Genomic DNA, 24,967 nt, shown 5'->3' with positions numbered 1-24,967 from the left:
ACAATATAGAAGGAGATGTCGAAAAGCAATGTGGTTACTCATTATAGCCTGTGCTGTCATACTGGTCATCGGAATATTAGAAAAACGACGACATCAGAAAAACATTGATGCCCTCCCTGTTCGGGTGAATATTAACGGCATCCGCGGAAAATCGACTGTGACAAGGCTGACAACCGGAATATTAATAGAAGCCGGTTACAAGACTGTTGGAAAAACAACAGGAACAGATGCAAGAATGATTTACTGGGACACACCGGAGGAAAAGCCGATTAAACGGAAACCTCAGGGGCCGAATATCGGAGAGCAAAAAGAAGTCATGAGAGAAACAGTAGAAAGAGGGGCTAACGCGATTGTCAGTGAATGCATGGCTGTTAACCCAGATTATCAAATCATCTTTCAGGAAGAACTTCTGCAGGCCAATATCGGCGTCATTGTGAATGTTTTAGAAGACCATATGGATGTCATGGGGCCGACGCTTGATGAAATTGCAGAAGCGTTTACCGCTACAATTCCTTATAATGGCCATCTTGTCATTACAGATAGTGAATATACCGAGTTCTTTAAACAAAAAGCAAAAGAACGAAACACAAAAGTCATCATTGCTGATAACTCAAAAATTACAGATGAGTATTTACGTAAATTTGAATACATGGTATTCCCTGATAACGCTTCTCTGGCGCTGGGTGTGGCTCAAGCACTCGGCATTGACGAAGAAACAGCATTTAAGGGAATGCTGAATGCGCCGCCAGATCCGGGAGCAATGAGAATTCTTCCGCTGATCAGTCCGAGCGAGCCTGGGCACTTTGTTAATGGGTTTGCCGCAAACGACGCTTCTTCTACTTTGAATATATGGAAACGTGTAAAAGAAATCGGTTACCCGACCGATGATCCGATCATCATCATGAACTGCCGCGCAGACCGTGTCGATCGGACACAGCAATTCGCAAATGACGTATTGCCTTATATTGAAGCAAGTGAACTGATCTTAATCGGTGAAACAACAGAACCGATCGTAAAAGCCTACGAAGAAGGCAAAATTCCTGCAGACAAACTGCATGATCTAGAGTATAAGTCAACAGATGAAATTATGGAATTGTTAAAGAAAAGAATGCACAACCGTGTCATATATGGCGTCGGCAATATTCATGGTGCCGCAGAGCCTTTAATTGAAAAAATCCACGAATACAAGGTTAAGCAGCTCGTAAGCTAGGGGGAAATGCAAACATGTTCGGATCAGATTTATACATCGCACTAATTTTAGGTGTACTACTCAGTTTAATTTTTGCGGAAAAAACAGGGATCGTGCCGGCAGGACTTGTTGTACCGGGATATCTAGGACTTGTGTTTAATCAGCCGGTCTTTATTTTACTTGTTTTGCTAGTGAGCTTGCTCACTTATGTTATTGTGAAATACGGTTTATCCAAATTTATGATTTTGTATGGACGCAGAAAATTCGCTGCCATGCTGATAACAGGGATCGTCCTAAAAATCGCGTTTGATTTTCTATACCCGATTGTACCATTTGAAATCGCAGAATTTCGAGGAATCGGCATCATCGTGCCAGGTTTAATTGCCAATACCATTCAGAAACAAGGTTTAACCATTACGTTCGGAAGCACGCTGCTATTGAGCGGAGCGACCTTTGCTATCATGTTTGTTTACTACTTAATTTAATGTAAGGTGTGTCAAACTATGAAAAAAGAACTGAGCTTTCATGAAAAGCTGCTAAAGCTGACAAAACAGCAAAAAAAGAAAACCAATAAGCACGTATTTATTGCCATTCCGATCGTTTTTGTCCTTATGTTCGCTTTCATGTGGGCGGGAAAAGCGGAAACGCCGAAGGTCAAAACGTATTCTGACGACGTACTCTCAGCCTCATTTGTAGGCGATATTATGATGGGACGCTATGTTGAAAAAGTAACGGAGCAAAAAGGGGCAGACAGTATTTTTCAATATGTTGAACCGATCTTTAGAGCCTCGGATTATGTAGCAGGAAACTTTGAAAACCCGGTAACCTATCAAAAGAATTATAAACAAGCAGATAAAGAGATTCATCTGCAGACGAATAAGGAATCAGTGAAAGTCTTGAAGGATATGAATTTCACGGTTCTCAACAGCGCAAACAACCACGCAATGGATTACGGCGTTCAGGGCATGAAAGATACGCTTGGAGAATTTGCGAAGCAAAACCTTGATATCGTTGGAGCGGGATACAGCTTAAGTGATGCGAAAAAGAAAATTTCGTACCAGAAAGTCAACGGGGTAACGATTGCGACGCTTGGCTTTACCGATGTGTCCGGGAAAGGTTTCGCGGCTAAAAAGAATACGCCGGGCGTGCTGCCCGCAGATCCTGAAATCTTCATCCCTATGATTTCAGAAGCGAAAAAACATGCGGACATCGTTGTTGTGCAGTCACACTGGGGCCAAGAGTATGACAATGATCCAAACGACCGCCAGCGCCAGCTTGCAAGAGCCATGTCTGATGCGGGAGCTGACATCATCGTCGGCCATCACCCGCACGTCTTAGAACCGATTGAAGTATATAACGGAACCGTCATTTTCTACAGCCTCGGCAACTTTGTCTTTGACCAGGGCTGGACGAGAACAAGAGACAGTGCACTGGTTCAGTATCACCTGAAGAAAAATGGAACAGGCCGCTTTGAAGTGACACCGATCGACATCCATGAAGCGACACCTGCACCTGTGAAAAAAGACAGCCTTAAACAGAAAACCATTATTCGCGAACTGACGAAAGACTCTAATTTCGCTTGGAAAGTAGAAGACGGAAAACTGACGTTTGATATTGATCATAGTGACAAACTAAAATCTAAATAATCGGAGTGATAAAGATGAAATTTGTCAAAGCCATTTGGCCGTTTGTTGCCGTAGCCATCGTGTTCATGTTTATGTCAGCTTTTAAATTCAATGATCAGCTGACAGATCAGGAAAAACAGAAGATTGATATGGAAATGAATAAAATCCAACAGCAGGAAGAACCGGTAAACGCCAATAAATAATTCAAAAAAAGAGAGTGTCTGATGAGACACTCTCTTTTTATTTGCCCAGCATATTCATTCTGTAAAAATATTAAAAAGTCTCTTAACATATTCAAAAAAATACCGATGTTAAAACTGCAAAAAGAGGAGGAGATAATAAAAGTGAACACACTGGCAAACTGGAAGAAGTTTTTGCTTGTGGCGGTTATCATTTGTTTTTTGGTTCCAATTATGACAAAAGCGGAGATTGCGGAAGCTGATACATCATCAGAATTGATTGTCAGCGAAGCAAAAAACCTGCTTGGATATCAGTATAAATATGGCGGGGAAACGCCAAAAGAGGGTTTCGATCCATCAGGATTGATACAATATGTGTTCAGTAAGGCTGATATTCATCTGCCGAGATCTGTAAACGACCAGTATAAAATCGGAACAGCTGTAAAGCCGGAAAACCTGAAGCCGGGTGATATTTTGTTTTTCAAGAAAGAGGGAAGCACCGGCACTGTTCCGACACATGACGCCCTTTATATCGGAGACGGCCAAATGGTTCACAGTACACAGTCAAAAGGGGTTATCATCACCAATTACAAAAAAAGCAGCTATTGGAGCGGAACTTATATCGGAGCGAGACGAATCGCTGCCGATCCGGCAACGGCTGATGTTCCTGTCGTTCAGGAGGCCGAAAAATATATCGGTGTCCCATATGTGTTTGGCGGAAGCACGCCGTCAGAGGGCTTTGATTGCTCGGGGCTTGTGCAATATGTGTTTCAACAGGCACTCGGCATTTATCTGCCGCGATCAGCCGAACAGCAGTGGGCAGTGGGCGAGAAGGTAGCCCCTCAGAACATAAAGCCTGGTGATGTCGTCTATTTCAGCAATACGTATAAAACGGGAATTTCACATGCAGGCATTTATGCGGGCGCAGGCAGGTTCATTCAGGCAAGCCGGTCAGAAAAAGTAACCATTTCCTATTTGTCAGAGGATTACTGGAAATCGAAGATGACGGGTATTCGCCGATTTGACAACCTGACAATCCCGAAAGAAAATCCGATTGTTTCCGAAGCGACGCTTTATGTCGGAGAAGTGCCTTACAAACAGGGCGGAGTAACACCTGAGACAGGATTTGATACAGCTGGATTTGTCCAATATGTCTACCAGAAAGCAGCCGGTATTTCCCTGCCTCGATACGCAACAAGCCAGTACAATGCCGGAACTAAGATTGAGAAGGCGGACCTGAAGCCGGGAGACATTGTGTTCTTTCAATCAACAAGCTTAAATCCCTCCATCTATATCGGAAACGGACAAGTTGTTCATGTCACATTATCAAACGGCGTGACCATCACCAATATGAACACGAGCACATATTGGAAGGATAAATACGCAGGAAGTATACGGGTGCAATAAAAGAAAAAGACTCCAATCTCTGGAGTCTTTTCTTTATGCATATTGGCCTGAAAGAAGCTGGTCTATAAAGTAGGCCACACCATTTTCGTCATTGCTTTTTGTGACAAAGGTGCTTTTTTCTTTTAATTCATCAATCGCATTTTCCATGGCGATACGGTGTCCGGCGACTTCAAACATGGACAAATCGTTTGGACTATCGCCGATCGCATAGATATCCTGTGTTTCAATTCCGTATATGTCAGCGAGCTTTGTTAACGCGCGTCCTTTTCCTGACGAGGCCGGCAGGATTTCGATAATATGTTTTCCTGAAGAGGTTTGCGCCAGTTTTTTATGATGCTTCAGTTCTTCCTTCGCTTGTTTCAGCTTGTCCATATCAAAGGAGAAGCAAAGAAGCTTATAAATGTTTTCACCGCCGTCAAAAACCGATTCGATATGAGGGATTGGTTTAATGCCAAACTGTTTGAATTGAGTCATGGCTCCTTGCCACAAGTCATCCGTCTGCTCGTTTGGGTTTGCGCTCTTTAGAATGTCAAGCTCCGCGTGCAGCTTAGCTTCGCCGTCAAAAGGAGAAAGCAGATGGTCATCTGTATATACCTCAAAGTAAATGTTTTTTGAAAGTAAGTAATCAGCAATCGCTTTACCGGCTTCCTGATCCATTAATGTCCGGCTGATCAAACGGTAACCCGTGTCGTGGATCGTACCGCCATTAGCTGCAATGATAGGGATGTCCAAGTCATCCAGCAGCGCTTTTACATCAAATGTCGCTCTTCCCGTGCAAATGGTGACGAGGATGCCGGCATCAACGGCCCGCTTGATCGCCTCTCTGTTTTCCGCAGAAATGACGCTTTCTTTATTCAGTAATGTTCCGTCTAGATCAATCGCAATACATTTCATATGTAGGGGAACCTCCTTAAAAATGAAGCTGCTTCGTGTAGTATGTTCAGTTTGCCTGTGAAACATAATCCATATAAATTAAGGCTAATCGTTACTTTGATAATTTTCAACAAGGAAATATGTAAAACGGGATGGCGTAATCGCCATCCCGTTCATTATACACCTAAATCGTTTTGCAGCTCTTCTTTAACTTCCTGCAGCTTTTGCTGATTCAATTTGAAATAATAAACTCCGGCAGGTTCATAATCATAACCCGTCAGCTGAATAGACTCAACTGATTTCAATGAAGTGATGAACGGGAACAGGCCGATGGCATCTTTAAGGGATAAGTTCATTTTTAAATTTTGCCCCATCGTATCCACAATATCATCATAAGCCGGAATTGAGCTCAATGATTTTGATTTATCTATAATGGCGCTCAGCACTTCCATTTGTCTTTGCCCGCGTAAAAGGTCACTGTCCGCTTTACGTGTTCTTACGTAAGCGAGCGCTTCTTCCCCATCAAGCGTATGTGTTCCTTTTTGAAGAACGACTTTACCTTTTGTATCTTTTTTGATTTGCTGAATGACTTTATCGCTTTTTACTGTTACTTTGACGCCATTTAATTCGTTTACGACGTCTTCAAAAGCCGTGAAATTGCTTTCTACGACATAATCGACGGGAATATCCAGCATTTCTTCAACTGTTTTCACAGTCAAGTCAACGCCGCCGTAAGCGTGAGCATGTGTGAATTTATCATACCCGTGGCCTGGGATGTTTACATAGGCGTCACGCGGAATGCTCAGCATTTTAGCTGTTTTTTCTTTCCGATTAAATGTAACCAGCACATTCGCGTCACTTCTTGCCTGATCGACGGTCTCGCCGTTTTTCTCCCTGGCATCAATTCCTAAGAGCAATACAGAAAAAGAATCTTTTCCAGGATCAAATTCTTTGATCCGTTTTACAGATTGTTCTCCGCGTGCAAGGCTGACATGAGCTTCCTTAGAAGCATTGTTCAGCTTTACAAAAGCATAGGCGCCGACAGAGCCTGCCGCAATGACTAAAAAAGCCATTAATCCGGCAACAACTTTCACCCATTTTTTTAGTTTTCTTTTTTTCTTTCTGCGCTGTGATCGTTCTTCCATATATCAATACCTCACGTTTCTTTAATATTTGAAGCGTACCATTCTATTTGCCATGGGGCAACTCCTCGAAAGACATTTTTCGATAAATATTCCTATATTTATAAGTTCTTGTTTTTGAAAATTGATAACGATAATGTGCTGAATCACCTTATATTGGACGCCGCAGCAGGTAAAATGTTTCGGCGACATTGAAAAAAATACAAGTAAATGATTGGAAAACTGATGATCAGCAAAATAAAAAGGTTTAATGGCCGGAAAAAGAGGCTAAAAGATTTCTAAAAAAATCCCACAGACAATGTCATTGCAGCTGATGGAGAAAGGGAGTCATTTTTATGAAAAAGCAGTCAAATATATGGCTTTATTTTTTCGGAGCTCTTGGAGGCGCGTTATATGGCTATGATACCGGAGTGATTTCCGGAGCTATTTTATTTATGAAAAAGGAGTTAGGCTTAAACGCGTTTACAGAAGGTCTTGTTGTCAGCTCCTTGCTGGTTGGGGCGATATTGGGCTCAGGAGCGGCCGGCAAGCTGACTGACCGTTTCGGAAGAAAAAAAGCAATTATGGCGGCCGCGCTGCTGTTTTGTATAGGCGGTCTTGGTGTGGCGCTGGCCCCGAATACGGGAGTCATGGTGCTGTTTCGCATCATTTTGGGACTTGCAGTCGGAACATCGACGACGATCGTGCCGCTTTATTTATCTGAACTGGCGCCAAAACATAAACGCGGGGCGCTGTCATCACTGAATCAGCTGATGATCACGGTCGGCATCCTTCTTTCTTACATTGTCAATTACATATTTGCCGATGCCGAAGCGTGGCGCTGGATGCTTGGATTGGCTGCTGTGCCGTCATTGCTCTTGCTCATTGGCATTTTGTTTATGCCGGAGAGCCCGCGCTGGCTGTTCACAAATGGCGAAGAAAGCAAAGCGAAGAAAATTCTTGAAAAATTGCGTGGCACAAAAGATATTGATCAGGAAATACATGATATAAAAGAAGCGGAAAAGCAGGATGAAGGCGGCCTGAAGGAGCTGTTCGATCCATGGGTGCGCCCAGCACTTATTGCCGGTTTGGGACTCGCTTTTTTGCAGCAATTTATCGGAACGAATACGATCATCTACTATGCGCCAAAGACCTTTACAAACGTCGGATTCGGAAACTCCGCTTCGATTTTAGGCACGGTCGGAATCGGCACAGTCAATGTTGTCATGACATTAGTAGCGATTAAAATCATCGACAAGATTGGAAGAAAGCCGTTACTGCTATTCGGGAATGCGGGCATGGTGATCAGCTTGATCGTTCTCGCTTTAGTAAATCTCTTTTTCGATAACACTCCGGCTGCCTCATGGACGACCGTCATTTGTTTAGGCGTGTTTATCGTTGTCTTTGCGGTCAGCTGGGGACCGGTTGTATGGGTGATGCTTCCTGAATTGTTCCCGCTTCATGTCAGAGGAATCGGGACCGGTGTTTCGACCTTAATGTTGCACGTTGGGACACTGATTGTTTCACTAACCTATCCAATATTAATGGAAGCGATCGGAATCAGTTATTTATTCCTGATTTATGCCGCGATCGGTATCATGGCGTTCTTATTTGTCCGATTTAAAGTGACAGAGACAAAGGGAAAAAGCCTTGAAGAAATTGAGCAGGATTTACGGGACAAAAACGGACAGGGAGGATCGGCCGGAAAACAGCAGACTGTCGGGACATAAAAAAGGGTGCGCGATCATGCGCACCCTTTTGATTGCTTACTTTCCCACCGTGCCAAAGTTAATGATTTTAAAAGAAATATCGTACTTAAAATCAGCCTCAGAAAATATTTCATCCCAATGCCCTTTTACTTTATTCCAGTAGTCAGGGTGTTGAATCCTTATGTGGTCTGATAAAAAGACCGGATCGGTTTTATACTCGTGCTGCAGTTTATCCATCACCTGCTTTACATCTCGTTCAAGCTTTTTTTCAAAAATGTTCTCCAGCCTGTGCAAATAACTTTTGCTGAACGAGTTTTCATTCGGGTTTTGGTCTTCTGTCAGGATGCCCTTCGTTTTAACAGAAATATGAAAGACAGGTTTTCCGTTTTCAATGACCGGCTTAATTTTCGTTTTCGACTTTTTAATTTCAAACGTAATCGGATGTCCTTTATCTGTCGTTGGCATGACACCGCCTTGGATCGTCCCCATGACCCATGTCAGTGTTTGGGTTTCATCAGCTGAAAGAAACCCAACGAGTTTATTGCTGCCTCTTTTGATAACGCCTGAACCGTCATACTTGGCTTTTCCCTTTTGGTTTTTCACGGCTTGAATAAGATAACTGTACCCGTTCTGAGAGTATATAGATGCTCTGCCGATGCGCAGCGGTATCATAATCTTACCGTTATATCCGCTGTGAGTTGTCAAATCAATCAGTTTTTCTGAGGGTATCGGCTGCTGCTGATTGGGGTTTCCTTTTGTGAAAACATCAGCTGCATTCCCTCTGGCTGCCATCAAATAGCTGCTTCGCCGCAGCTCATCATCCCGGATAAAGTGATTGAAGACTTGGTCTACATTTTGATTCCTCATCAGTTTTTCTCCCAAAAGAATCACTTTTAAATGATCGCTATAAACAGGAGGGTCCTTGATGGATACATCACTGACTGCTTCCAGAATAGTTTTCCCGTAGGACGTCACATTGACAAATTCGGGTTTTCCGGATGCTTGGCTGTCTTCGCTTTGGGGAAGAAGGTTTTGATACGTCAGTTTGTACAGGTGATCATCTGTCTCATCGATCGCCAGCCCTCTGGCGAAGGATAGTTTCTCAATATTTTTGACATCCCAGCACCCGCAGAGAACCTGCAGCATAAGAAACATGACTGCGAGTTTTGTTGCTGTTTTCATTGCAGCTGACCCCTCCCAAGTTTTTTCTGTACCCAGCTTAAAAGCCAGACGAAGAATGGAATTGCAATCACAATTAAGAAAGCATATCCAAGAAGCGTCCCGTAATAAAACACGTCATTCAAGTCCTTGGGATACATCGTTATGAAAAACGTCGCAACCAGCATTGCAGTCAGCAGCCAAGCATTGTTTTTATTTTTTAGATGAAAGATTTCCGTTAACCCGATATGGGCGCCTTTGAAGGATCCGAGCATACAGGTAAATTGCTGAGCTGTCCAGGTCAGCTGTAAAAACAGATCAAATCGTTCAATAAAAATACCCGGAACCTCTAATGCGTGGATGAGGGAAATAGTCGGCCATGTCACCGTTTTTGCCTCAGCCACAGTCATACAGCCAATCACAATGAACAAAGTAATGCTGTAGAACACTGTAGAAGTCCCGATCCCAAAAGCAACAGCCTTTTTCGCTTGCTTCGGATCTCTCATAAATGGGACGAGATAAAAGATGATTTCAAATCCTGAGAAATATAAAAGTGTTTTTGGGAATAAAGAGAAAAAACTTTGATAGCCTCCTTCAAAAACAGGCCGGATAAAATCGAACTGGAACAAGCGAAAGCTGAACATCAAAAGCATCATAAAAATAATAAGGGTTATAGGAAAAATATAAGCGTATACTTTTGCAATTGAATAAACGCCTCCGCCCACATGATAGATGGCAACTGCAAGAAATATAAACACCACAACTGCCATTGGCGTATTTTTCAACAAAAAGAATCCGACAACCTCTCCCAAAATCCGAGCTTGAAAGCAAACAATCCCAATGAAATATAGACAGATATATAAATTCAATAGAAAGCCGATGAATTTTCCAGCTACAATGCTGTTGAGCTTAAAAAGAGTTTTTTCGCTGTTTTTTTGAAGGAAAGGCAAAAAAAGCAGAACAATGATAATAAAAATAACGCCCTGCAGCAGTATCATAAGCCATCCGCTCGGACTGCCGGTTTCGGCAGCTGAGCGGGGAAGGGTTAGGACCCCGGCACCGATCAGTGTGCTGCTGATCATAATGAGCGTCTGCATAAATGTCAGTTTATGCTCTGATTTCCTCATAGCCATCACCTTTGTCTGATGTTGTCTTCAGGATCGTTTCGTGTCGGTCTTCTTTTTAAAAACATCGTGGGAATACGGATGACTGTGTCTTTCAAATCCTGTCCAGGCTGCGCCATGATCGGGATAATGTAATCCTCGCCAAAGCTTTTCAGGCGCATAAGATGGCCGATCACAAACAGATAAACCATTATAACGCCATACATGCCAAGCGCTGTTGCACTTATCATAACCCCGATCCGAATGATCCGCAGCGGAAAGTTATAGGCGTATGAAGGAACGGTAAAGGATGCCAGTGCTGTGACAGAAACGACAATGACCATAAGCGCACTGACAATTTGTGCCTGAACAGCTGCCTGTCCGATGACGACCCCGCCGATAAGGCCAATTGTCTGTCCAATCGGCTTAGGCAGCCTTAATCCGGCTTCTCGAATCAATTCGATCGTAAAGATCATGATAAAGGCCTCTATAAAAGGCGGGAACGGTACGTTAAGCCTGCTGCCTGCAATGGAAATGGCCATTCTAGTCGGCAATAGCCCGGTGTGAAAAGAAACGAGAGAAATATACAGACCGGGCAAATAAATGGTGATCAGGATGCTGGAATAACGAAGAAGGCGTACAAGTGACATTGGGATCCAGCGCTGGCTGTAATCATCGGGCGAATGAATAAATTCGTCAACCGTAGCCGGTACAATCAAAGCAAACGGCGTACCATCCACTAATATGGACACTCGTCCTTCTAATAGAGCAGCCTCTACACGATCTGGCCGTTCTGTACTTAAAATCGTGGGGAAAATTGAAAATGGTTCGTCTTCAATCAGCTGTTCAAGCGTCCCCGATTCCGGCAAATTATCTATATTGACTGATTTCAGCCTTTTAAACACTTCTTTGACGACATAATCGGGGGCGATATCCTGAATATAAGCGACAGCGATTTTCTTTTTCGTCCTTTTTCCGAGTGTCATTTCTTTGATGACAAGATTAGGGTCACTCGTCCGTTCACGTAAAAGCGCCGTGTTTGTCCGCAGTTTTTCAATAAATCCTATTTTAGGGCCGCGTTCCACGACTTCGGAGGAGGGTTCATCAAGACTGCGTGTTGTGACTGACTTTGTGTCAAAAGCTAATCCTCCGCGATAGCCATCAGCGAGCAAAATGGCTTGACCTGAAAAAACGAGTTGCTCTATTTCTTTCATTGTAGAAACAACGCTGTGGTGAAAGCCGAAAAAAAAGGCGGATAAGTCTTCAATCGAGCTTTCCTTATGGGCTAACGCCTCTTTTTGTAAAGGAGAAATGACGTATTGCGCCAGCATTTTATTCTCTGTCAGACCGTCAATATACAGTAAACACGCCTTTTGTCTGCTATCTCCGAAAGCAAATGTATAAAACATCATATCGTCGTTTTGTCCCAATGTTTTTTTCAGTGTGTCTAAATTGTTCTGGAGATCAGAGTCGATTTGCATAGTTTCTCTCCTTCGTAAACAGATTGACGGTTTTTATTAATTTGTATCAAAAAAGGAGAATTATTCTTATCGAGGAAAAGGCTGAAACAAAGCTTCTTTTCGACGTGATATAATAGATAGGAAGCGTTTTCTTTGAAGGGGTAATGAAAAGATGATGCTTTGTACATATGTTGTCATCGGAAAAAGACAGCTTATACGGGCGTTTGTAAGAGGGGCGCACCGGGAAAATGATGATCAGTTATTTACAGGGGAGGGGTACGGATCATGACGCAATCACCGATTTTTCTAACGCCTGTGTTTAAAGAAAAAATCTGGGGCGGAACCGCTTTACGAGATAGATTTGGATACAGTATTCCTTCAGAATCAACGGGGGAATGCTGGGCCATTTCCGCTCATCCAAAAGGACCGAGCATTGTTGCAAATGGCCCGTATAAAGGAAAGACATTGATCGAGCTTTGGGAAGAGCACCGTGAAGTATTCGGCGGTGTAGAGGGGGATCGGTTCCCGCTTCTGACAAAGCTGCTGGATGTGAAGGAAGATACGTCAATTAAAGTTCACCCTGATGATTACTATGCCGGAGAAAACGAAGAGGGAGAACTCGGCAAGACGGAATGCTGGTACATTATCGACTGTAAGGAAAACGCAGAAATCATTTACGGGCATACGGCCCGCTCAAAAACCGAACTTGTCACAATGATCAACAGCGGTGACTGGGAGGGCCTGCTGCGAAGAATCAAAATTAAACCGGGTGATTTCTATTATGTGCCGAGCGGAACGCTGCATGCATTGTGCAAGGGGGCCCTTGTTTTAGAGACTCAGCAAAATTCTGATGCCACATACCGGGTGTACGATTATGACCGTCTTGATAGCAACGGAAGTCCGAGAGAGCTTCATTTTGCCAAAGCGGTCAATGCGGCCACGGTTCCCCATGTGGACGGGTATATAGATGAATCGACAGAATCAAGAAAAGGAATAACCATTAAAACATTTGTCCAAGGGGAATATTTTTCGGTTTATAAATGGGACATCAATGGCGAAGCTGAAATGGCTCAGGATGAATCCTTTCTGATTTGCAGCCTGATAGAAGGAAGCGGTTTGCTCATGTATGAGGACAAAACATGTCCGCTCAAAAAAGGCGATCACTTTATTTTGCCGGCTCAAATGCCCGATTTTACGATAAAAGGAACTTGTACCCTTATCGTGTCTCATATTTAAACTTAATCTCACTTCGAGATTAAGTTTTTTTTATTAGAAAATGGAAGTGATTCACCTATAAATGAAGCATGCGCGTGCCGATAAATAAACTAGTTTTATATTCTCATAGAATAAGAAAGAGGAGAAGGAATGAAAAAGAGACTAATCGCACCTATGCTTCTATCCGCCGCGTCCCTTGCCTTTTTTGCCATGTCTGGTTCTGCCCAGGCAGCCGCGTATACCGACTACTCACTATATAAAGTAGAGCCGTCGAATACGTTCAGTACAGAAAGCCAAGCCTCACAAGCTGTCGCCAAACTGGAAAAAGATACTGGCTGGGATGCATCCTACCAGGCTTCAGGCACAACAACGACCTACCAAATTTCCGCCTCAGGCATTCATAGCGAATCAGAAGCGAAAGCAATACTGAGCGGACTCGCCAAACAGACATCGATTACAGGAACGTCAAGTCCTGTTGGAAGCAAACAGCCATATGTCACCATCTCGTCAGGTGCCATCTCCGGAGAAAAACAGGCCAACACTATGCTAGCAAAGCTGAAACAGGAGACGGGAGTGGCTGGCGCTGTAAAAGCTTACGGAGCAGCTCAGCCCTATATGAACGTCATGACATCAGACATTGCTGATGAGACAAAAGTCAAGGCGCTTATCCAGAGCCTGTCTAAGCAAACGGGGATTAAAAGCTCGTATCAGCCCATCACACATACGGTGTCTGTCACAACCATTCAGTCTGGCACAATTGTGGGAGACAGCAGAGCAGCGCAGATCAAAAACGCCTTCCAAAAGGAATCGGGGCTGCAGGCATCATTAAAGGAAACGGTGAAAGGACAAGCCTATTATACGTTCACAACTGCCGCCATTTCAGGTGAAGCGAATGCCAAGACTCTATTGCAGCAGCTGAAACAGAGCACTGGCATCACAGGTAGCTACAAGTCCATCAATCAAAAAATAACCGTTGAGTCATACAATGTCCAATCAGCTTATTTCAAAGGGCTGAATACAGTAAAGAACGCCATCAGCCAAATCAAGAAAAACACCGGCGTATCCGGCAGTTATCAACAGGTTGGAAAAAGCACATCATATACCGTGAATATGAAGGGTATAACAAAACAGCAGCTCCAAAAAATAGACACTTTTTTTAAAAAGAAAAAATGGCATTACACGTCATCCAGCGTCAAAAAAACGACAACGTCTGCAGCTTATCAAATCACGACAGCAAAGATTTTAGGCGAGCAGCAAGCAAACAAAGCAGCAGCCTTCTTTGCTCAGAAAAAAGTAAAAGCTGCAAAAACAGCAGCTGGATCAACAGCAGAAAATCAATATCAGCTCATCTCAGAAGAAACATCAGATCAAGCAAAAGTCACAAAGGGTTTGAACATATTAAAGAAAAATCAGCTGAGTGCTTCTGCGAAATCCGTCAAAAAACAAATAGCTGACACGTTTAAAATCACAACCGAATCTCTGCTTGATCAAACGAAAGTCAATCAGGCACTCACGTTTTTCAAATCGAATCATATATCAGCAGCAAGCCAGAAAACCGGTCAGACAGCTGCGAGCAGCTATCAAATCACAACTGAAGCTATCATCAGCCAAGAAGAGATTGACCGCGTTTTAACATTTTTCAAACAAAATAAAATCGCAGTCACAACATCAAAAACAGGCCAGACTGCATATACACAATACAAAATCGTGACAACACAGCTCAGCAGCAAAACAGCATTGAACAATGGGTTAACCTATCTTAAATCGAAAAGTGTAACCCCGAGCTACACAACGAAAAGCAATACGCTTTATAAAATCAGCGTAAATGAGCAGTTCACAGGCAAGGATACAGCTGCTGCGGCATCAACGAAGCTAAAACAATTATACGGATGGACATCATCTATCGTGAAGATCAAAAACGGCCCGCAAATCATGAAAACAAATTACAATCTCTCGCTTCGTGATATGGTCCAAAAACAAATGACAGTAAGTCCGCAAACAGACGGAGCGGCTTACGTATCGCTCACGTACATTAATACAGCAACATCAACCGTTACGGCTGATGTACTAAATATCCGGTCAACGCCGGAAGTCAGCCCGACAAACGTGATCGGCCAATTTAAAAAAGGCGATAAAGTGAAAATCATCGGACAGATAAACGGCTGGGCTAAGATCAATTTGGGCTGGCGAAACGCAAGCAGTGATGAAGTAGTTCAATACGTGGATCCGAATAACTTTTCCAGAGACAGCAAATACTACTTCCAATTTCTCAAGCTGTCACAGACAGCGGGCCTCAGCGTTACTGAGGTCAATCAGAAAGTGCTTGCGGGTAAAGGCATCCTGACAGGGAGAGCAAAGGCATTTATCGATGCCGCCAATCAATATAGCATCAACGAACTGTATTTAATCTCACACGCTCTTCTTGAAACAGGAAACGGGACATCCGCCTTAGCCAATGGATTAACCTATAACGGAAAAACCGTATACAACATGTATGGAATTGGAGCATACGACAGCAATCCGAATTACTACGGGGCCAAATATGCGTACGAGCAGGGCTGGTTCACACCAGAAGCGGCCATTATCGGCGGAGCAAAATTCATAGGCTCATCGTATATCCACAACACAGCTTACAATCAGGACACACTGTACAAAATGAGATGGTCAGCTACAGCGACACATCAATACGCAACAGACATCGGCTGGGCGTACAAACAAGTAAACCGCATGTACAGCCTATATTCATTGCTGGACGGCTATACACTTTATTTTGATGTTCCGGAATATCAATAAAAAAACACCTTTTGCGGCTGCAAAAGGTGTTTTTGATTTATCTTTTAAGAACTTTATCCTCTGATGGCTCTTCTTCCTGAGGGAAAACAATTTGATCGACGACTCGCTCACTTGCTTTTCCATCAAGATCATCGAAGAAATAATGAACAAATGAATCAATTTGCTCAAAGTTATACTTCTCTTCTTTAATGATCGAAATCATTTGCTCAGACGTTTTCGCAAGAGGGCCAGGAATAAAGTCAAAGTAATCGTAATAGAAATCACGTTTGCGAATATAATCATCTACATCATAGCTGAAGAAGATCATTGGTTTATTTAATAAAGCATACTCAAAGCAAACAGAAGAGTAATCCGTTATCAGAATATCTGTTACGAGCAATAGCTCGTTAATTTCCCTGAACGAAGAGAAATCATAAAAGAAATCGCTGTACTGATAAGGTATATTGGCATCGTTTCGTACGAATGGATGAATTTTGAATAAGAAGATATATTCATCCTTTAACTCACGATACAGACGGTCAAAATCAAGCACTTCAAAAGGATAATGAGCTGATTGCTGACCGTTTCCGCGGAAGGTTGGAGCAAAAAGAATGACCTTTTTGTCCTTTAGAAACGGATATTCCGTGTAAAGGCGTTCTTTTACAAATGCCTTCTTCGCTTCATCAAAGAAAAAGTCTGTTCGCGGTACGCCCGTAGCAATGACGTTCTCAATGTCTACCCCAAAGCCCTCTGCGTAGTGCTTCCGTATATTTTCAGAGCTGACAATAACCTTCGTGTAGTTTCTATGGTTTTTCGAATGCGGTGACGGTCCTCCCGGCAGACCGATTCGGCTGTAGCCGAATGTCTTAAAGGCGCCGACAGCATGCCACAGCTGGACAAGGTCCGCATTTTTACGGATTTTTAACGGATAAATAATCGGATAAAAATCATCTATAAAAATGATTTTGCTTGTCGCAAAATGATAAGCCATCGACATCAGTTCAGACAGGCTTTTTCTATCTCGAATGCTGCTCTTTAAGAAAAATTTGAAATCAAAATTTTCTTCACGTTTCAGCAGCTCTTCATAAACAAATTCGAAGTTTCCTGTCATATCAAGCCGGCTGTCAGAAGCAAAGACAATCTTATTGGACTTAATCGGCAGCAGACGGAACACATCATATGCAAAATGGAACAAGCTTGTATTCAGCTTGCGCAAAAAGCGGTTTGCCTCTTTTCCAGTATCCAGCTCCAAAAGGCTCGGATCAATTTCCTGCAGTTTGTTGCAAGACAAATTAATCGTCTTTTCGCCCTCATCATAATTAACGATCAAATTGAACTTCATCAGCTTTTTAGCAGAATGAAATTCCATTTTTGTGGCATACACATCATTAGAAAGGAAATTACTTACATTTCCGACTGTATGCACTTCCTGATGTTTTACATTTTGGTCATCTACAGCTTCAATCTCGAGAAACAGCTTATACTCGCCCTGCGGAAGAGGTTTGTCATTCATCAGCTTAGAAAAGTTAATCTGCTGTGAAAATCCTGCCCACTTATAGGCTCCAGGCACATTTGAAGTATCAATTGACAGCTTATCTACCGGAACATCCCGCAGTGAAACAGCTGTAAATAAAACACCGTTGTTCACCAATAATAAACGTTTTCGAACCTGATCCTCTTTTTGAAGCGGCAGGCCCTTGATATACATATAACCCGCAATTTTTAGAATTGACCCATTCCAAGAAAACTCAGAAATCTTTCTGACAGGGACTTGCTGGTTTTCTTCAATTCGCTTCGTTTTATCAAATAGAGAAAAAACCCTGTTATCAGCTGGATGGACAATGACAGCTGCATTTTCTTTTTGCGTTTTCTTTTTTGATCTGAAAAGTCTGTTCTTAATCTTTCTTGCCAGCTTCACTTTGTACCTCACTTTCTCCTAATCGGCACCAGATGTTAAAAATGATGAAATAAAATCGGCTACCCGCTCTGAAGATTTGCCGTCCTGATGGGTGATAAATGCCTGTGAAAAATCTTCAATACGTTTCGTATCAGCCTCGTGATCACTCTCGATATCGTGTACAAGCGATGGAACGTCTTTCGAAATCGGCCCGGGTACAAACGATTCAAACGGGTAGTAGAAATCACGTTCTTCCAAGTAGTCTTCTAAATCCGGGCAGTAAAAATACATCGGACGTTTCAGCAGGCTGTACTCGAAAATAACTGAAGAATAATCGGTTATCAGCCCATCAGAGATTGCCATCAAATCGTACAAAGAGTACGAATCAGTTAAATCCAGCACAAAATCATCCTCTTCCGTGTGCGCATGTTTGCGCATATACGGATGAAGATGGAGGATCACGACATAATCTTTATGGTTTAGCGCCGATTTTAATTGTAGCAGATCAAGCGGTATAGCGTCACCCTCTTGATGATGTCCGCTGCCTCGAAAAGTAGGAGCATACAAAAGCTTTTTTTTATGCTTCAGTTCAGGATAAACCCGATGAAACTCATCCAGTACAGTGCGAATATGTTCCTTATGATAAAAATAATCCGTTCTTGGAATGCCGAGCGGCAAAATCTGCTTTTGCTCCATTTGAAAGGCTTCGGCGAAATGCGGAACGGCAGCGGGTGCACTGACTATGGCATAATCATAGTTTGAATGCACGGGAACAATCTTCAAATAATCAGAAGAAGGGCCGAACGGCTTGTTCACAATGCTGTAGCCAAATTTTTTAAACGCGCCGCAAGCATGCCAAAGCTGGATGGCAACAGTTTCCTTTCGTTTTGGCACAACATACAAAGGAAAATAATAATCATCCAACAAAAGCACGCGGCATGTTGCAAGGTGATATAACGAGCTGAAAAGATGAAGCAAATATGCAGCTCGTCCGATCAGCCCCTTATCCATCTTGCGGAACAGCAGGGTGATGCGAAGAGACGGATCTTGCTTCAGCTTTTCATAGACACCTTTAAAATTATCACTTAAATGATCCTCACGATAGGAAGCTATGACAATTTTGTTGTGCTGTACTGGTAATAAAGCGCTCAATAGTTTATAAGCAGTGCCGAATACTCCTTTTACAATTCGTGTAAGGAATGTTTTCACTGTTTAAATTTCCCATTCAATAACAGTTTTTCCCCAAGATGAAGTCAAATCTGCTTCAAACGCGTTTGTAATTTCCTCAATACTGCGTACCGGGAAGCGTCCGCCAACTAATGTTTCTAAATAATCAACGACTTCAGGGTATTGAGCTAAAAAGTCTACAGTACGGGCAAAATCCTCGCGTCCGCTGCGGCTGCTGCCGATCAGCGTAATCCCTTTTTCAAGCACCATTCTTGTTTCAATTTCAACAGGGTATTCAGACACGCCTAAGAGCGCTACACACGCTTCAGGATGGACATGGGCAATGATTTGCTCAATTGCACTTTCACTGCCGCGTCCGCCCACGCATTCAAAGGCATGATCGATTCTGACATCTTCAGGAATGTCGTTAATTTGATAAGCTGCATCAACAAAAGAAAAATGATCAAGCTTGTAAGGTGTTTTTCCGAAAATAAACACCTTGCTGTCTGGATATTTTTTCTTCAGTAGAAGCGTCATGATAAATCCGAGATTTCCGTCCCCCCAGACACCGAATGTGTCACGCTTCTTATGCGCCATGCGCTCAAAGCGGGAAAGCGCGTGAACTGCAATTGTAATAAGCTCAGTGAAGGCTGCGACATGCGGATTAATGCTGTCTGGAAGCTCAACAAGCCGATCAGGCGCCATGAACATATAATCCTGCATAAATCCATCATAACCGCTTGAACGGAATCTGCTGGACCGCAGGTAATTCTCCGCGATGACTTCATGCTCTTCAACCGGTGTATTTGGCACCATAACAACCCGGGTTCCAACTTTAAATGTGCCTGTCGGATCAAACATGACTTTTCCGATCCCTTCATGGATCAGAGCCATCGGCAGTTTTTTGTCCATCGCTTCTTTGCCGCGTGAGCCAGTATAATAACGCTGGTCTGCAGCACAGATGGATAAATGGGTAGGACGGACGACGACCTTATCTGAATGGACAACTTTATCTTTATATGTCACTTCAAATTGTCGGGCAGAAACTAAACGATATGTTTGATTAATCATTGTGAAATTCGCTCCTGTAAAATGGCATTAGCCACTTTTAAGTCATATGGTGTCGTTACTTTAATGTTAAAGACTTCACCGCGGACCAGCTTCACTTTTTCACCTGCTAACGAGCAGATCTTGCAAGCGTCAGTAAGGACAGCTTTTTGCTCATCGGACAGTTTATTATAAAGCTCGACCAATTTGCTGATCCGGAAGCTTTGCGGTGTTTGCCCCTGATACATGTTATCGCGGACAGGGATATCAGAAATAAATTCCTGGTCTTCTGAAGCAATAATTGTATCAATGGCTGAGATAACAGTATCAACCGCGCCGTATTGAAGAACAGCATCAATGTTTTCATCGATAATGCGATGAGTGAGAAACGGACGCACAGAATCGTGAGTGATGATCACGTCATCATCCTGAATACCGAATTCTTTTTCAATATAGCGGATGCCGCTCATAATAGATTCATTACGGTCGCTGCCGCCTTCAACGACAATCAGGCGATCATCCTGCCCGATGAATTTCTTTAAAATGTCTTTTGTATGGTTAATCCACTCTTTAGGGGAGACGATTAAAATCTTATCGAAACGGTCATTTAATAAAAACTTTTCAACCGTATGAATGATAATTGGGCGTTTATTTAACGGCAAAAACTGTTTTGGCATATTGACGTTCCCCATGCGGGAACCTTTTCCACCGGCTAGAATCTCAGCATAAATCATAAAATGACTCCTTCCTTACTACAACTCATAATGTTTTATAAAAGGTTTTCATATTATTTGCAATACCGATCTCTATTATATATAAAGATCAGCTTGATTTCTCATTTACATAGCTTAAAAGCAGCTTGCTGGCATTTCCTCTTGAGTACAGATTCCATTCACGTGAAAAGCGCTCCACTTCAGCTTGAAGCCTGTTCATATCTTTCAGCTGGTCCAAGAGCATTCCTGAATCACGGCAAGGAACCCCGGGGATTACCTCTGTATAATGGCGGATTAAACCGCGGGTTCTGTTGTAAGCCTCCATATCATACGTATAAAACAAAATGGGTTTGTCCAGCAAAGCAAATTCAAAAGGGACAGAAGAATAATCTGATATTAACAGATCACTCATTTTTAAAAGGTCTGCAAGAGGGAGATCTGATACGTCTTTTATCCACGCACTATCCCCATGCAATTGAGCAGATTGCTTCATAACAGGATGAAGTTTTACTGCAAGTAAATATTCTCCTTTTAAATCATGCTGCAGCTGTTTTTCTGAAAACGGCAGCGAAAAGCTTTCAAACTGATGATCCCTAAAGGTTGGCGCATACAGGATGATTTTTTTCTCTGCCGGCAGGTGATATTTGCTTTTAAGGTCATTGCTGTTTTCCTTCACCTCATAGTAAGCATCGGTTAAAGGCACGCCAAACCGAAGAAATTTATCACCTTTTATATCGAAGAATTCCTTGAATATGTCAGCCATACGTTCAGAACCGACGACAATCCGGTCAAATGAAGCATACACTTTGCGAAAGCGTCTCACGTCAGCCCGCGAACGATTCTGTGTGTTGATATCCTTTAACCCAAATCGTTTAAACGCTCCATTCGCATGCCAAACTTGGATACACTCGATATCAGGTCTGCAGGTCAAAACGGTTGTCAAAACAAAATAGTTATCAACAATCACAGCTTTACTGCTCAGCATAGAAAAGACCGCTTTATATATATGAAGCGGGTGTTTTTCGTTAATAACTGAAACAGTAAGCTCAGGAAATTCTGTTTCCAGCGATTTGGCATGCTGGGTCAGAAGTACATGAATGGGAAATGAGTAGTGTCCCATCTGATATTCCTTTAATATTGCCCGGGCATTATCAGGAAAGGAAACAAGAAGGGTCACTTGACTTCCCGGTTTGACCCAAAACAGCAATGCGCCGATGACTTTGATGAACACATAGTAAAAAAACGCAAACCAGGATTTCAATCTGTCATCAGCTCAAAACGGCTGCCACGGATTGTCGGCAGGCACAGTGAAAGATTCATGCATTTCATTACATACCATAGCTCCTTTAAGGCCCATTACAGATGGCGTGATTGATCTTTGACCTGTCCCGTATATTGCGGCTTTGCTGAAGTTCGTTCATGTTTCAGCACGGCTGTAACATACTTAGGAATGCTAAGCATTCTTCTCCAGCGCGCAGGGTTTGTGATCAGCCTGTACATCCATTCAAGGTGAAAACGGATAAAAAATGAGGGCGCTCTTTGGACATTGCCGCTGAACACATCAAAGCTTCCGCCCAGCCCTACAGAAACAGCCTGAGGGAATAGATGTCGGTATTTATGGATAAAGAACTCCTGATTAGGATAACCTAAAGCAACAAATACCATGTCAGGATTTGAGGCTGCGATCTTGTCTGCCACCTCACGTTGATTTTTCACATAACCGTCAGAATATCCGGCAATTTCAATCCCAGGATAATCACGTTCGACTCGCTCGATTGTCTGAGCAATCACATGCTTAGCTGCACCGTAAAAGAAAACCCGTTTTTTCTTTTGATCAGCCTTCTCAAGCAAAGACGTAAACAAATCATAACCGGCGATTCTGGATTGAAGCGGCTTACCAATTAGCTTGGAAACCAACACAACACCAATGCCATCCGGCAAAATAAAATCAGCAGATGAAAGAACCGCTTCATAACGCGGATTTTGCATCGCTTCAAATCCGATTTCAGGATTCGCTGTTACGATGAACGCACCTTTATTCTGGTCCAAAAATGATGTTTCTAAATGTGATACAAATGAAGTCAGTTCACCGTCTACAAAATCTAATTGATTAATGGGTTTCGTTTGCATCGTATCAACCCTCCTTTTCATCTATATGTCTATAAAAAACACGTGTCATTCGTATAGTTTGATTAAAGACTCTTTGTCTGAAAACATTTTACTCTATCTTACCACAAAAATCTTTAGGAACTTTTAACATTCACATTACAATTCCTTCACGTTTTGACGATGAATTAATATGAGGAGGGCGTACAAAATAAATGACGCAGCAGAAAGAAAATCGTTTCACTTAAAAACGCGACAAAAGATTCGATTTTTTCGAAAAAGAAAACTTGTTATAATGGGTATGGATAAGACATTAGACCTGTAAAAATTATACATCAATACAACGATGATACCAAAAAATGCTGATGATTGACATTTTTAAAGAGCCTTAACTTTTATAGGAACTTATGCTATTATTGTTCAATATTAATGGTACGTAAAAAATGTGTCGAAATTATAAACAATCTGTTAAGGTTTGTGGTTTTTTTCTGGTACTCTCAGTTGAAAACGGTTGGAAGGTGATGTTATCTGATGAAGAAAGTGATAACGTACGGAACATTTGATTTATTTCATTATGGACACATGAAGCTGCTGCAAAGAGCAAAAAATCTGGGTGATTACTTAATCGTAGGATTATCTACAGATGAATTTAATCTTCAAAAACAAAAAAAATCGCATCATTCCTATGAACATCGAAAATTCATTTTAGAAACAATTGATTTTGTGGATGAAGTGATTCCCGAAAAAAACTGGGAACAAAAAATCTCAGATATTCAAAAGTACGATATAGATACATTTGTGATCGGCGATGATTGGAAAGGGAAGTTTGACTTCTTAAAGGAATATTGTGAGGTCATTTACCTTCCGAGAACAGAAGGCATTTCAACTACCAAAATCAAAAAAGACATGGCTAGTTTATAGAAGACTAACTTAAAGAGGCTTGAAGTAATTCAGTTGCTTCTTTTTTTCTTGTTTGCTGAGATAAGTATTTAATTGTTCGAACATTTAAGGAGTCTAAGATGAAATCAAAGATTTTAATGAAATATAGAAGTCTATTGGTCAGAGTATACTCAATTGCTTTTAGAATAATTGGGCTTTTGCCCAGGAATGAAAAATTAATCATCTTCGAAAGCTATTCCGGCAAACAATTCAGCTGTAATCCACGAGCAATTTTTGAGTATCTTGAGGAAAATAAAGATAAATATGATTACCGATTAATCTGGAGTATAGATAAAAGAAACAAAGATTTATTTGATAATTTAGATGTGAAATATTTAAAAAGATTCTCTCTCAAATGGCTATGGTATATGGCTACAGCGAAATATTGGATAACAAACAGCCGCTTGCCGTTATGGATCCCAAAACCGAGAAAAACCACATATGTGCAGACTTGGCACGGAACTCCCCTAAAAAAACTTGCAAATGACATGGACGAAGTACATATGCCCGGCACGACGACTGAACAATATAAAAAAAACTTCCTGAAAGAAGCTAGTAAATGGGATTATCTCATTTCCCCTAACGCTTACTCTACGGAGATTTTTAGAAGTGCTTTTCAGTTTAAAAGAACCTTTATTGAATCTGGCTATCCGAGGAATGACTTTTTACATAAAGAAAATAAATATGAAGAAATGCTAAAAATAAAAGACAGATTAGGTATTGATAGAGATAAGAAAATTATTTTGTATGCCCCAACTTGGAGAGATAACTCATTTTATGCTAAAGGTAAATATAAATTTAATATGGTTTTAGATTTAGAAAGTCTTAAAGACCAATTAAGTGATGAATATATTCTTATTTTAAGGATGCACTATCTTGTATCTGAGAATATTAACTTAACTGCGTACAAGGGTTTTGCTTATGATTTTTCAAATCATAATGATATTAGAGAGCTATATTTAATATCAGATATATTAATAACAGATTATTCTTCGGTGTTTTTTGATTTTGCCGGTTTAAATAGACCGATCCTTTTTTATGTTCCTGATATTGAATTTTATAGAGATAAACTAAGAGGCTTTTACTATGATTTTGAAAAATGTGCTCCGGGACCTCTTCTTAAAACAACAGAAAAAGTAATTGAAGCCATACACAAAACACAGCACTATAAGCAGGATGAAAACCTTACTTCGTTTTATGATCAATTTTGTTATTTGGAAAAAGGTGATTCATCTAAAAAAGTTGTTGAAGAAATACTTGGATAAAAACATTTTCTTTTAAAGGAGT

21 protein-coding genes are annotated in these 24,967 nt (G+C 41.8%); 10 read left to right on the top strand and 11 right to left on the bottom strand.

Annotation, left to right across the window (positions count from 1 at the left end; translation table 11 throughout):
• Positions 1 to 28: 28 nt before the first annotated feature.
• The 5 genes from pgsB to pgdS all read left to right on the top strand — a co-directional run bounded on the left by pgsB (position 29) and on the right by pgdS (position 4,400).
• Positions 29 to 1,210 carry a poly-gamma-glutamate synthase PgsB gene (pgsB, locus tag AC07VD_RS02545; RefSeq protein WP_003227883.1) on the top strand — a complete coding sequence of 394 codons (1,182 nt, stop codon included), beginning with the start codon at positions 29 to 31 and terminating at the stop codon, positions 1,208 to 1,210.
• Positions 1,211 to 1,224: 14 nt separating this feature from the next.
• Positions 1,225 to 1,674: a poly-gamma-glutamate biosynthesis protein PgsC gene (pgsC, locus tag AC07VD_RS02540; RefSeq protein ID WP_003227889.1), complete on the top strand. Its 450-nt coding sequence runs from the start codon at positions 1,225 to 1,227 to the stop codon at positions 1,672 to 1,674.
• 18 nt (positions 1,675 to 1,692) lie between these two features.
• Positions 1,693 to 2,835 carry a capsular polyglutamate synthetase PgsA gene (pgsA, locus tag AC07VD_RS02535; RefSeq protein ID WP_003243306.1) on the top strand — a complete coding sequence of 381 codons (1,143 nt, stop codon included), beginning with the start codon at positions 1,693 to 1,695 and terminating at the stop codon, positions 2,833 to 2,835.
• Positions 2,836 to 2,849: 14 nt separating this feature from the next.
• Positions 2,850 to 3,017, top strand: coding sequence for an extrachromosomal elements maintenance protein EdmS (gene edmS / locus AC07VD_RS02530; protein ID WP_003227896.1), 168 nt, complete (start codon positions 2,850 to 2,852; stop codon positions 3,015 to 3,017).
• Between the two features lie 141 nt (positions 3,018 to 3,158).
• Positions 3,159 to 4,400, top strand: a complete 1,242-nt coding sequence (gene pgdS / locus AC07VD_RS02525; protein ID WP_003242751.1) for a gamma-DL-glutamyl hydrolase — start codon at positions 3,159 to 3,161, stop codon at positions 4,398 to 4,400.
• 33 nt (positions 4,401 to 4,433) lie between these two features.
• On the opposite strand, the gene ywtE is transcribed toward pgdS, so the two are convergent.
• Together ywtE and tagT are read right to left on the bottom strand one after the other, a co-directional pair.
• Positions 4,434 to 5,294 (bottom strand): 5-amino-6-(5-phospho-D-ribitylamino)uracil phosphatase YwtE, encoded by an 861-nt coding sequence (ywtE, locus tag AC07VD_RS02520; protein WP_003244395.1) that lies wholly within the window; start codon positions 5,292 to 5,294, stop codon positions 4,434 to 4,436.
• A gap of 155 nt (positions 5,295 to 5,449) precedes the next feature.
• A complete protein-coding gene (tagT, locus tag AC07VD_RS02515) occupies positions 5,450 to 6,418 on the bottom strand; it encodes a polyisoprenyl-teichoic acid--peptidoglycan teichoic acid transferase TagT (protein WP_014478157.1) in 969 nt (322 codons plus the stop codon).
• Between the two features lie 332 nt (positions 6,419 to 6,750).
• On the opposite strand from tagT, the gene AC07VD_RS02510 reads away from it, so the two are divergent.
• On the top strand, positions 6,751 to 8,124 hold the full coding sequence (locus AC07VD_RS02510) for a sugar porter family MFS transporter (protein WP_100505902.1): 1,374 nt from the start codon (positions 6,751 to 6,753) through the stop codon (positions 8,122 to 8,124).
• Positions 8,125 to 8,160: 36 nt separating this feature from the next.
• On the opposite strand, the gene gerBC is transcribed toward AC07VD_RS02510, so the two are convergent.
• The 3 genes from gerBC to gerBA are packed head-to-tail and all read right to left on the bottom strand — an operon-like array spanning position 8,161 to position 11,845.
• Positions 8,161 to 9,285 (bottom strand): spore germination protein GerBC, encoded by a 1,125-nt coding sequence (gene gerBC, locus AC07VD_RS02505; RefSeq protein WP_494724392.1) that lies wholly within the window; start codon positions 9,283 to 9,285, stop codon positions 8,161 to 8,163.
• Positions 9,282 to 10,388: a spore germination protein GerBB gene (gene gerBB / locus AC07VD_RS02500; protein WP_024571918.1), complete on the bottom strand. Its 1,107-nt coding sequence runs from the start codon at positions 10,386 to 10,388 to the stop codon at positions 9,282 to 9,284. Before gerBB ends, gerBC begins: the two co-directional genes overlap by 4 nt.
• Before the next feature lie 5 nt (positions 10,389 to 10,393).
• Positions 10,394 to 11,845, bottom strand: a complete 1,452-nt coding sequence (gene gerBA, locus AC07VD_RS02495; RefSeq protein WP_327825948.1) for a spore germination protein GerBA — start codon at positions 11,843 to 11,845, stop codon at positions 10,394 to 10,396.
• A 264-nt stretch (positions 11,846 to 12,109) separates the two neighbouring features.
• Here gerBA and manA point away from each other — a divergent pair, with 264 nt between their 5' ends.
• Positions 12,110 to 13,060 (top strand): mannose-6-phosphate isomerase, class I, encoded by a 951-nt coding sequence (gene manA / locus AC07VD_RS02490; RefSeq protein ID WP_336804518.1) that lies wholly within the window; start codon positions 12,110 to 12,112, stop codon positions 13,058 to 13,060.
• 129 nt (positions 13,061 to 13,189) lie between these two features.
• Positions 13,190 to 15,832: a beta-N-acetylglucosaminidase LytD gene (lytD, locus tag AC07VD_RS02485; RefSeq protein WP_216995551.1), complete on the top strand. Its 2,643-nt coding sequence runs from the start codon at positions 13,190 to 13,192 to the stop codon at positions 15,830 to 15,832.
• A gap of 37 nt (positions 15,833 to 15,869) precedes the next feature.
• Here lytD and AC07VD_RS02480 read toward each other — a convergent pair whose 3' ends face one another.
• The 6 genes from AC07VD_RS02480 to AC07VD_RS02455 all read right to left on the bottom strand — a co-directional run bounded on the left by AC07VD_RS02480 (position 15,870) and on the right by AC07VD_RS02455 (position 22,765).
• Positions 15,870 to 17,729: a CDP-glycerol glycerophosphotransferase family protein gene (locus tag AC07VD_RS02480; RefSeq protein ID WP_015384814.1), complete on the bottom strand. Its 1,860-nt coding sequence runs from the start codon at positions 17,727 to 17,729 to the stop codon at positions 15,870 to 15,872.
• A gap of 18 nt (positions 17,730 to 17,747) precedes the next feature.
• Complete coding sequence (locus tag AC07VD_RS02475; RefSeq protein ID WP_024571914.1) at positions 17,748 to 18,917, bottom strand: CDP-glycerol glycerophosphotransferase family protein; 1,170 nt, start codon at positions 18,915 to 18,917, stop codon at positions 17,748 to 17,750.
• 3 nt (positions 18,918 to 18,920) lie between these two features.
• Positions 18,921 to 19,946: a ribitol-5-phosphate dehydrogenase gene (locus AC07VD_RS02470; RefSeq protein WP_003235523.1), complete on the bottom strand. Its 1,026-nt coding sequence runs from the start codon at positions 19,944 to 19,946 to the stop codon at positions 18,921 to 18,923.
• Positions 19,943 to 20,656, bottom strand: a complete 714-nt coding sequence (locus AC07VD_RS02465) for an IspD/TarI family cytidylyltransferase (protein ID WP_003235520.1) — start codon at positions 20,654 to 20,656, stop codon at positions 19,943 to 19,945. Before AC07VD_RS02465 ends, AC07VD_RS02470 begins: the two co-directional genes overlap by 4 nt.
• An 88-nt stretch (positions 20,657 to 20,744) precedes the next feature.
• Positions 20,745 to 21,896, bottom strand: a complete 1,152-nt coding sequence (locus AC07VD_RS02460; RefSeq protein ID WP_124059253.1) for a CDP-glycerol glycerophosphotransferase family protein — start codon at positions 21,894 to 21,896, stop codon at positions 20,745 to 20,747.
• Between the two features lie 95 nt (positions 21,897 to 21,991).
• Positions 21,992 to 22,765, bottom strand: coding sequence for a WecB/TagA/CpsF family glycosyltransferase (locus AC07VD_RS02455; protein ID WP_494721563.1), 774 nt, complete (start codon positions 22,763 to 22,765; stop codon positions 21,992 to 21,994).
• A 507-nt stretch (positions 22,766 to 23,272) separates the two neighbouring features.
• Here AC07VD_RS02455 and tagD point away from each other — a divergent pair.
• Positions 23,273 to 23,662, top strand: a complete 390-nt coding sequence (gene tagD, locus AC07VD_RS02450) for a glycerol-3-phosphate cytidylyltransferase (RefSeq protein WP_024571912.1) — start codon at positions 23,273 to 23,275, stop codon at positions 23,660 to 23,662.
• Positions 23,663 to 23,760: 98 nt separating this feature from the next.
• Positions 23,761 to 24,945: a CDP-glycerol glycerophosphotransferase family protein gene (locus AC07VD_RS02445; RefSeq protein ID WP_042975192.1), complete on the top strand. Its 1,185-nt coding sequence runs from the start codon at positions 23,761 to 23,763 to the stop codon at positions 24,943 to 24,945.
• Positions 24,946 to 24,967 lie beyond the last annotated feature (22 nt).

It is taken from the genome of Bacillus sp. GW821-FHT01G09 (genome assembly GCF_059422205.1).
The sequence above is the reverse complement of the archived record's forward strand: the minus strand, read 5'-3'. Positions and strand labels throughout refer to the sequence as shown.

Coding starts and splice junctions, on each gene's coding strand:
- pgsB (WP_003227883.1), top strand. CDS start 29: ATGTGGTTACTCATTATAGCCTGTGCTGTCATACTGGTCATCGGAATA.
- gerBA (WP_327825948.1), bottom strand. CDS start 11,845: ATGCAAATCGACTCTGATCTCCAGAACAATTTAGACACACTGAAAAAA.
- manA (WP_336804518.1), top strand. CDS start 12,110: ATGACGCAATCACCGATTTTTCTAACGCCTGTGTTTAAAGAAAAAATC.
- tagD (WP_024571912.1), top strand. CDS start 23,273: ATGAAGAAAGTGATAACGTACGGAACATTTGATTTATTTCATTATGGA.
- edmS (WP_003227896.1), top strand. CDS start 2,850: ATGAAATTTGTCAAAGCCATTTGGCCGTTTGTTGCCGTAGCCATCGTG.
- gerBC (WP_494724392.1), bottom strand. CDS start 9,285: ATGAAAACAGCAACAAAACTCGCAGTCATGTTTCTTATGCTGCAGGTT.
- tagT (WP_014478157.1), bottom strand. CDS start 6,418: ATGGAAGAACGATCACAGCGCAGAAAGAAAAAAAGAAAACTAAAAAAA.
- pgsC (WP_003227889.1), top strand. CDS start 1,225: ATGTTCGGATCAGATTTATACATCGCACTAATTTTAGGTGTACTACTC.
- ywtE (WP_003244395.1), bottom strand. CDS start 5,294: ATGAAATGTATTGCGATTGATCTAGACGGAACATTACTGAATAAAGAA.
- AC07VD_RS02445 (WP_042975192.1), top strand. CDS start 23,761: ATGAAATCAAAGATTTTAATGAAATATAGAAGTCTATTGGTCAGAGTA.
- lytD (WP_216995551.1), top strand. CDS start 13,190: ATGAAAAAGAGACTAATCGCACCTATGCTTCTATCCGCCGCGTCCCTT.
- AC07VD_RS02465 (WP_003235520.1), bottom strand. CDS start 20,656: ATGATTTATGCTGAGATTCTAGCCGGTGGAAAAGGTTCCCGCATGGGG.
- AC07VD_RS02510 (WP_100505902.1), top strand. CDS start 6,751: ATGAAAAAGCAGTCAAATATATGGCTTTATTTTTTCGGAGCTCTTGGA.
- pgsA (WP_003243306.1), top strand. CDS start 1,693: ATGAAAAAAGAACTGAGCTTTCATGAAAAGCTGCTAAAGCTGACAAAA.
- AC07VD_RS02470 (WP_003235523.1), bottom strand. CDS start 19,946: ATGATTAATCAAACATATCGTTTAGTTTCTGCCCGACAATTTGAAGTG.
- gerBB (WP_024571918.1), bottom strand. CDS start 10,388: ATGAGGAAATCAGAGCATAAACTGACATTTATGCAGACGCTCATTATG.
- AC07VD_RS02455 (WP_494721563.1), bottom strand. CDS start 22,765: ATGCAAACGAAACCCATTAATCAATTAGATTTTGTAGACGGTGAACTG.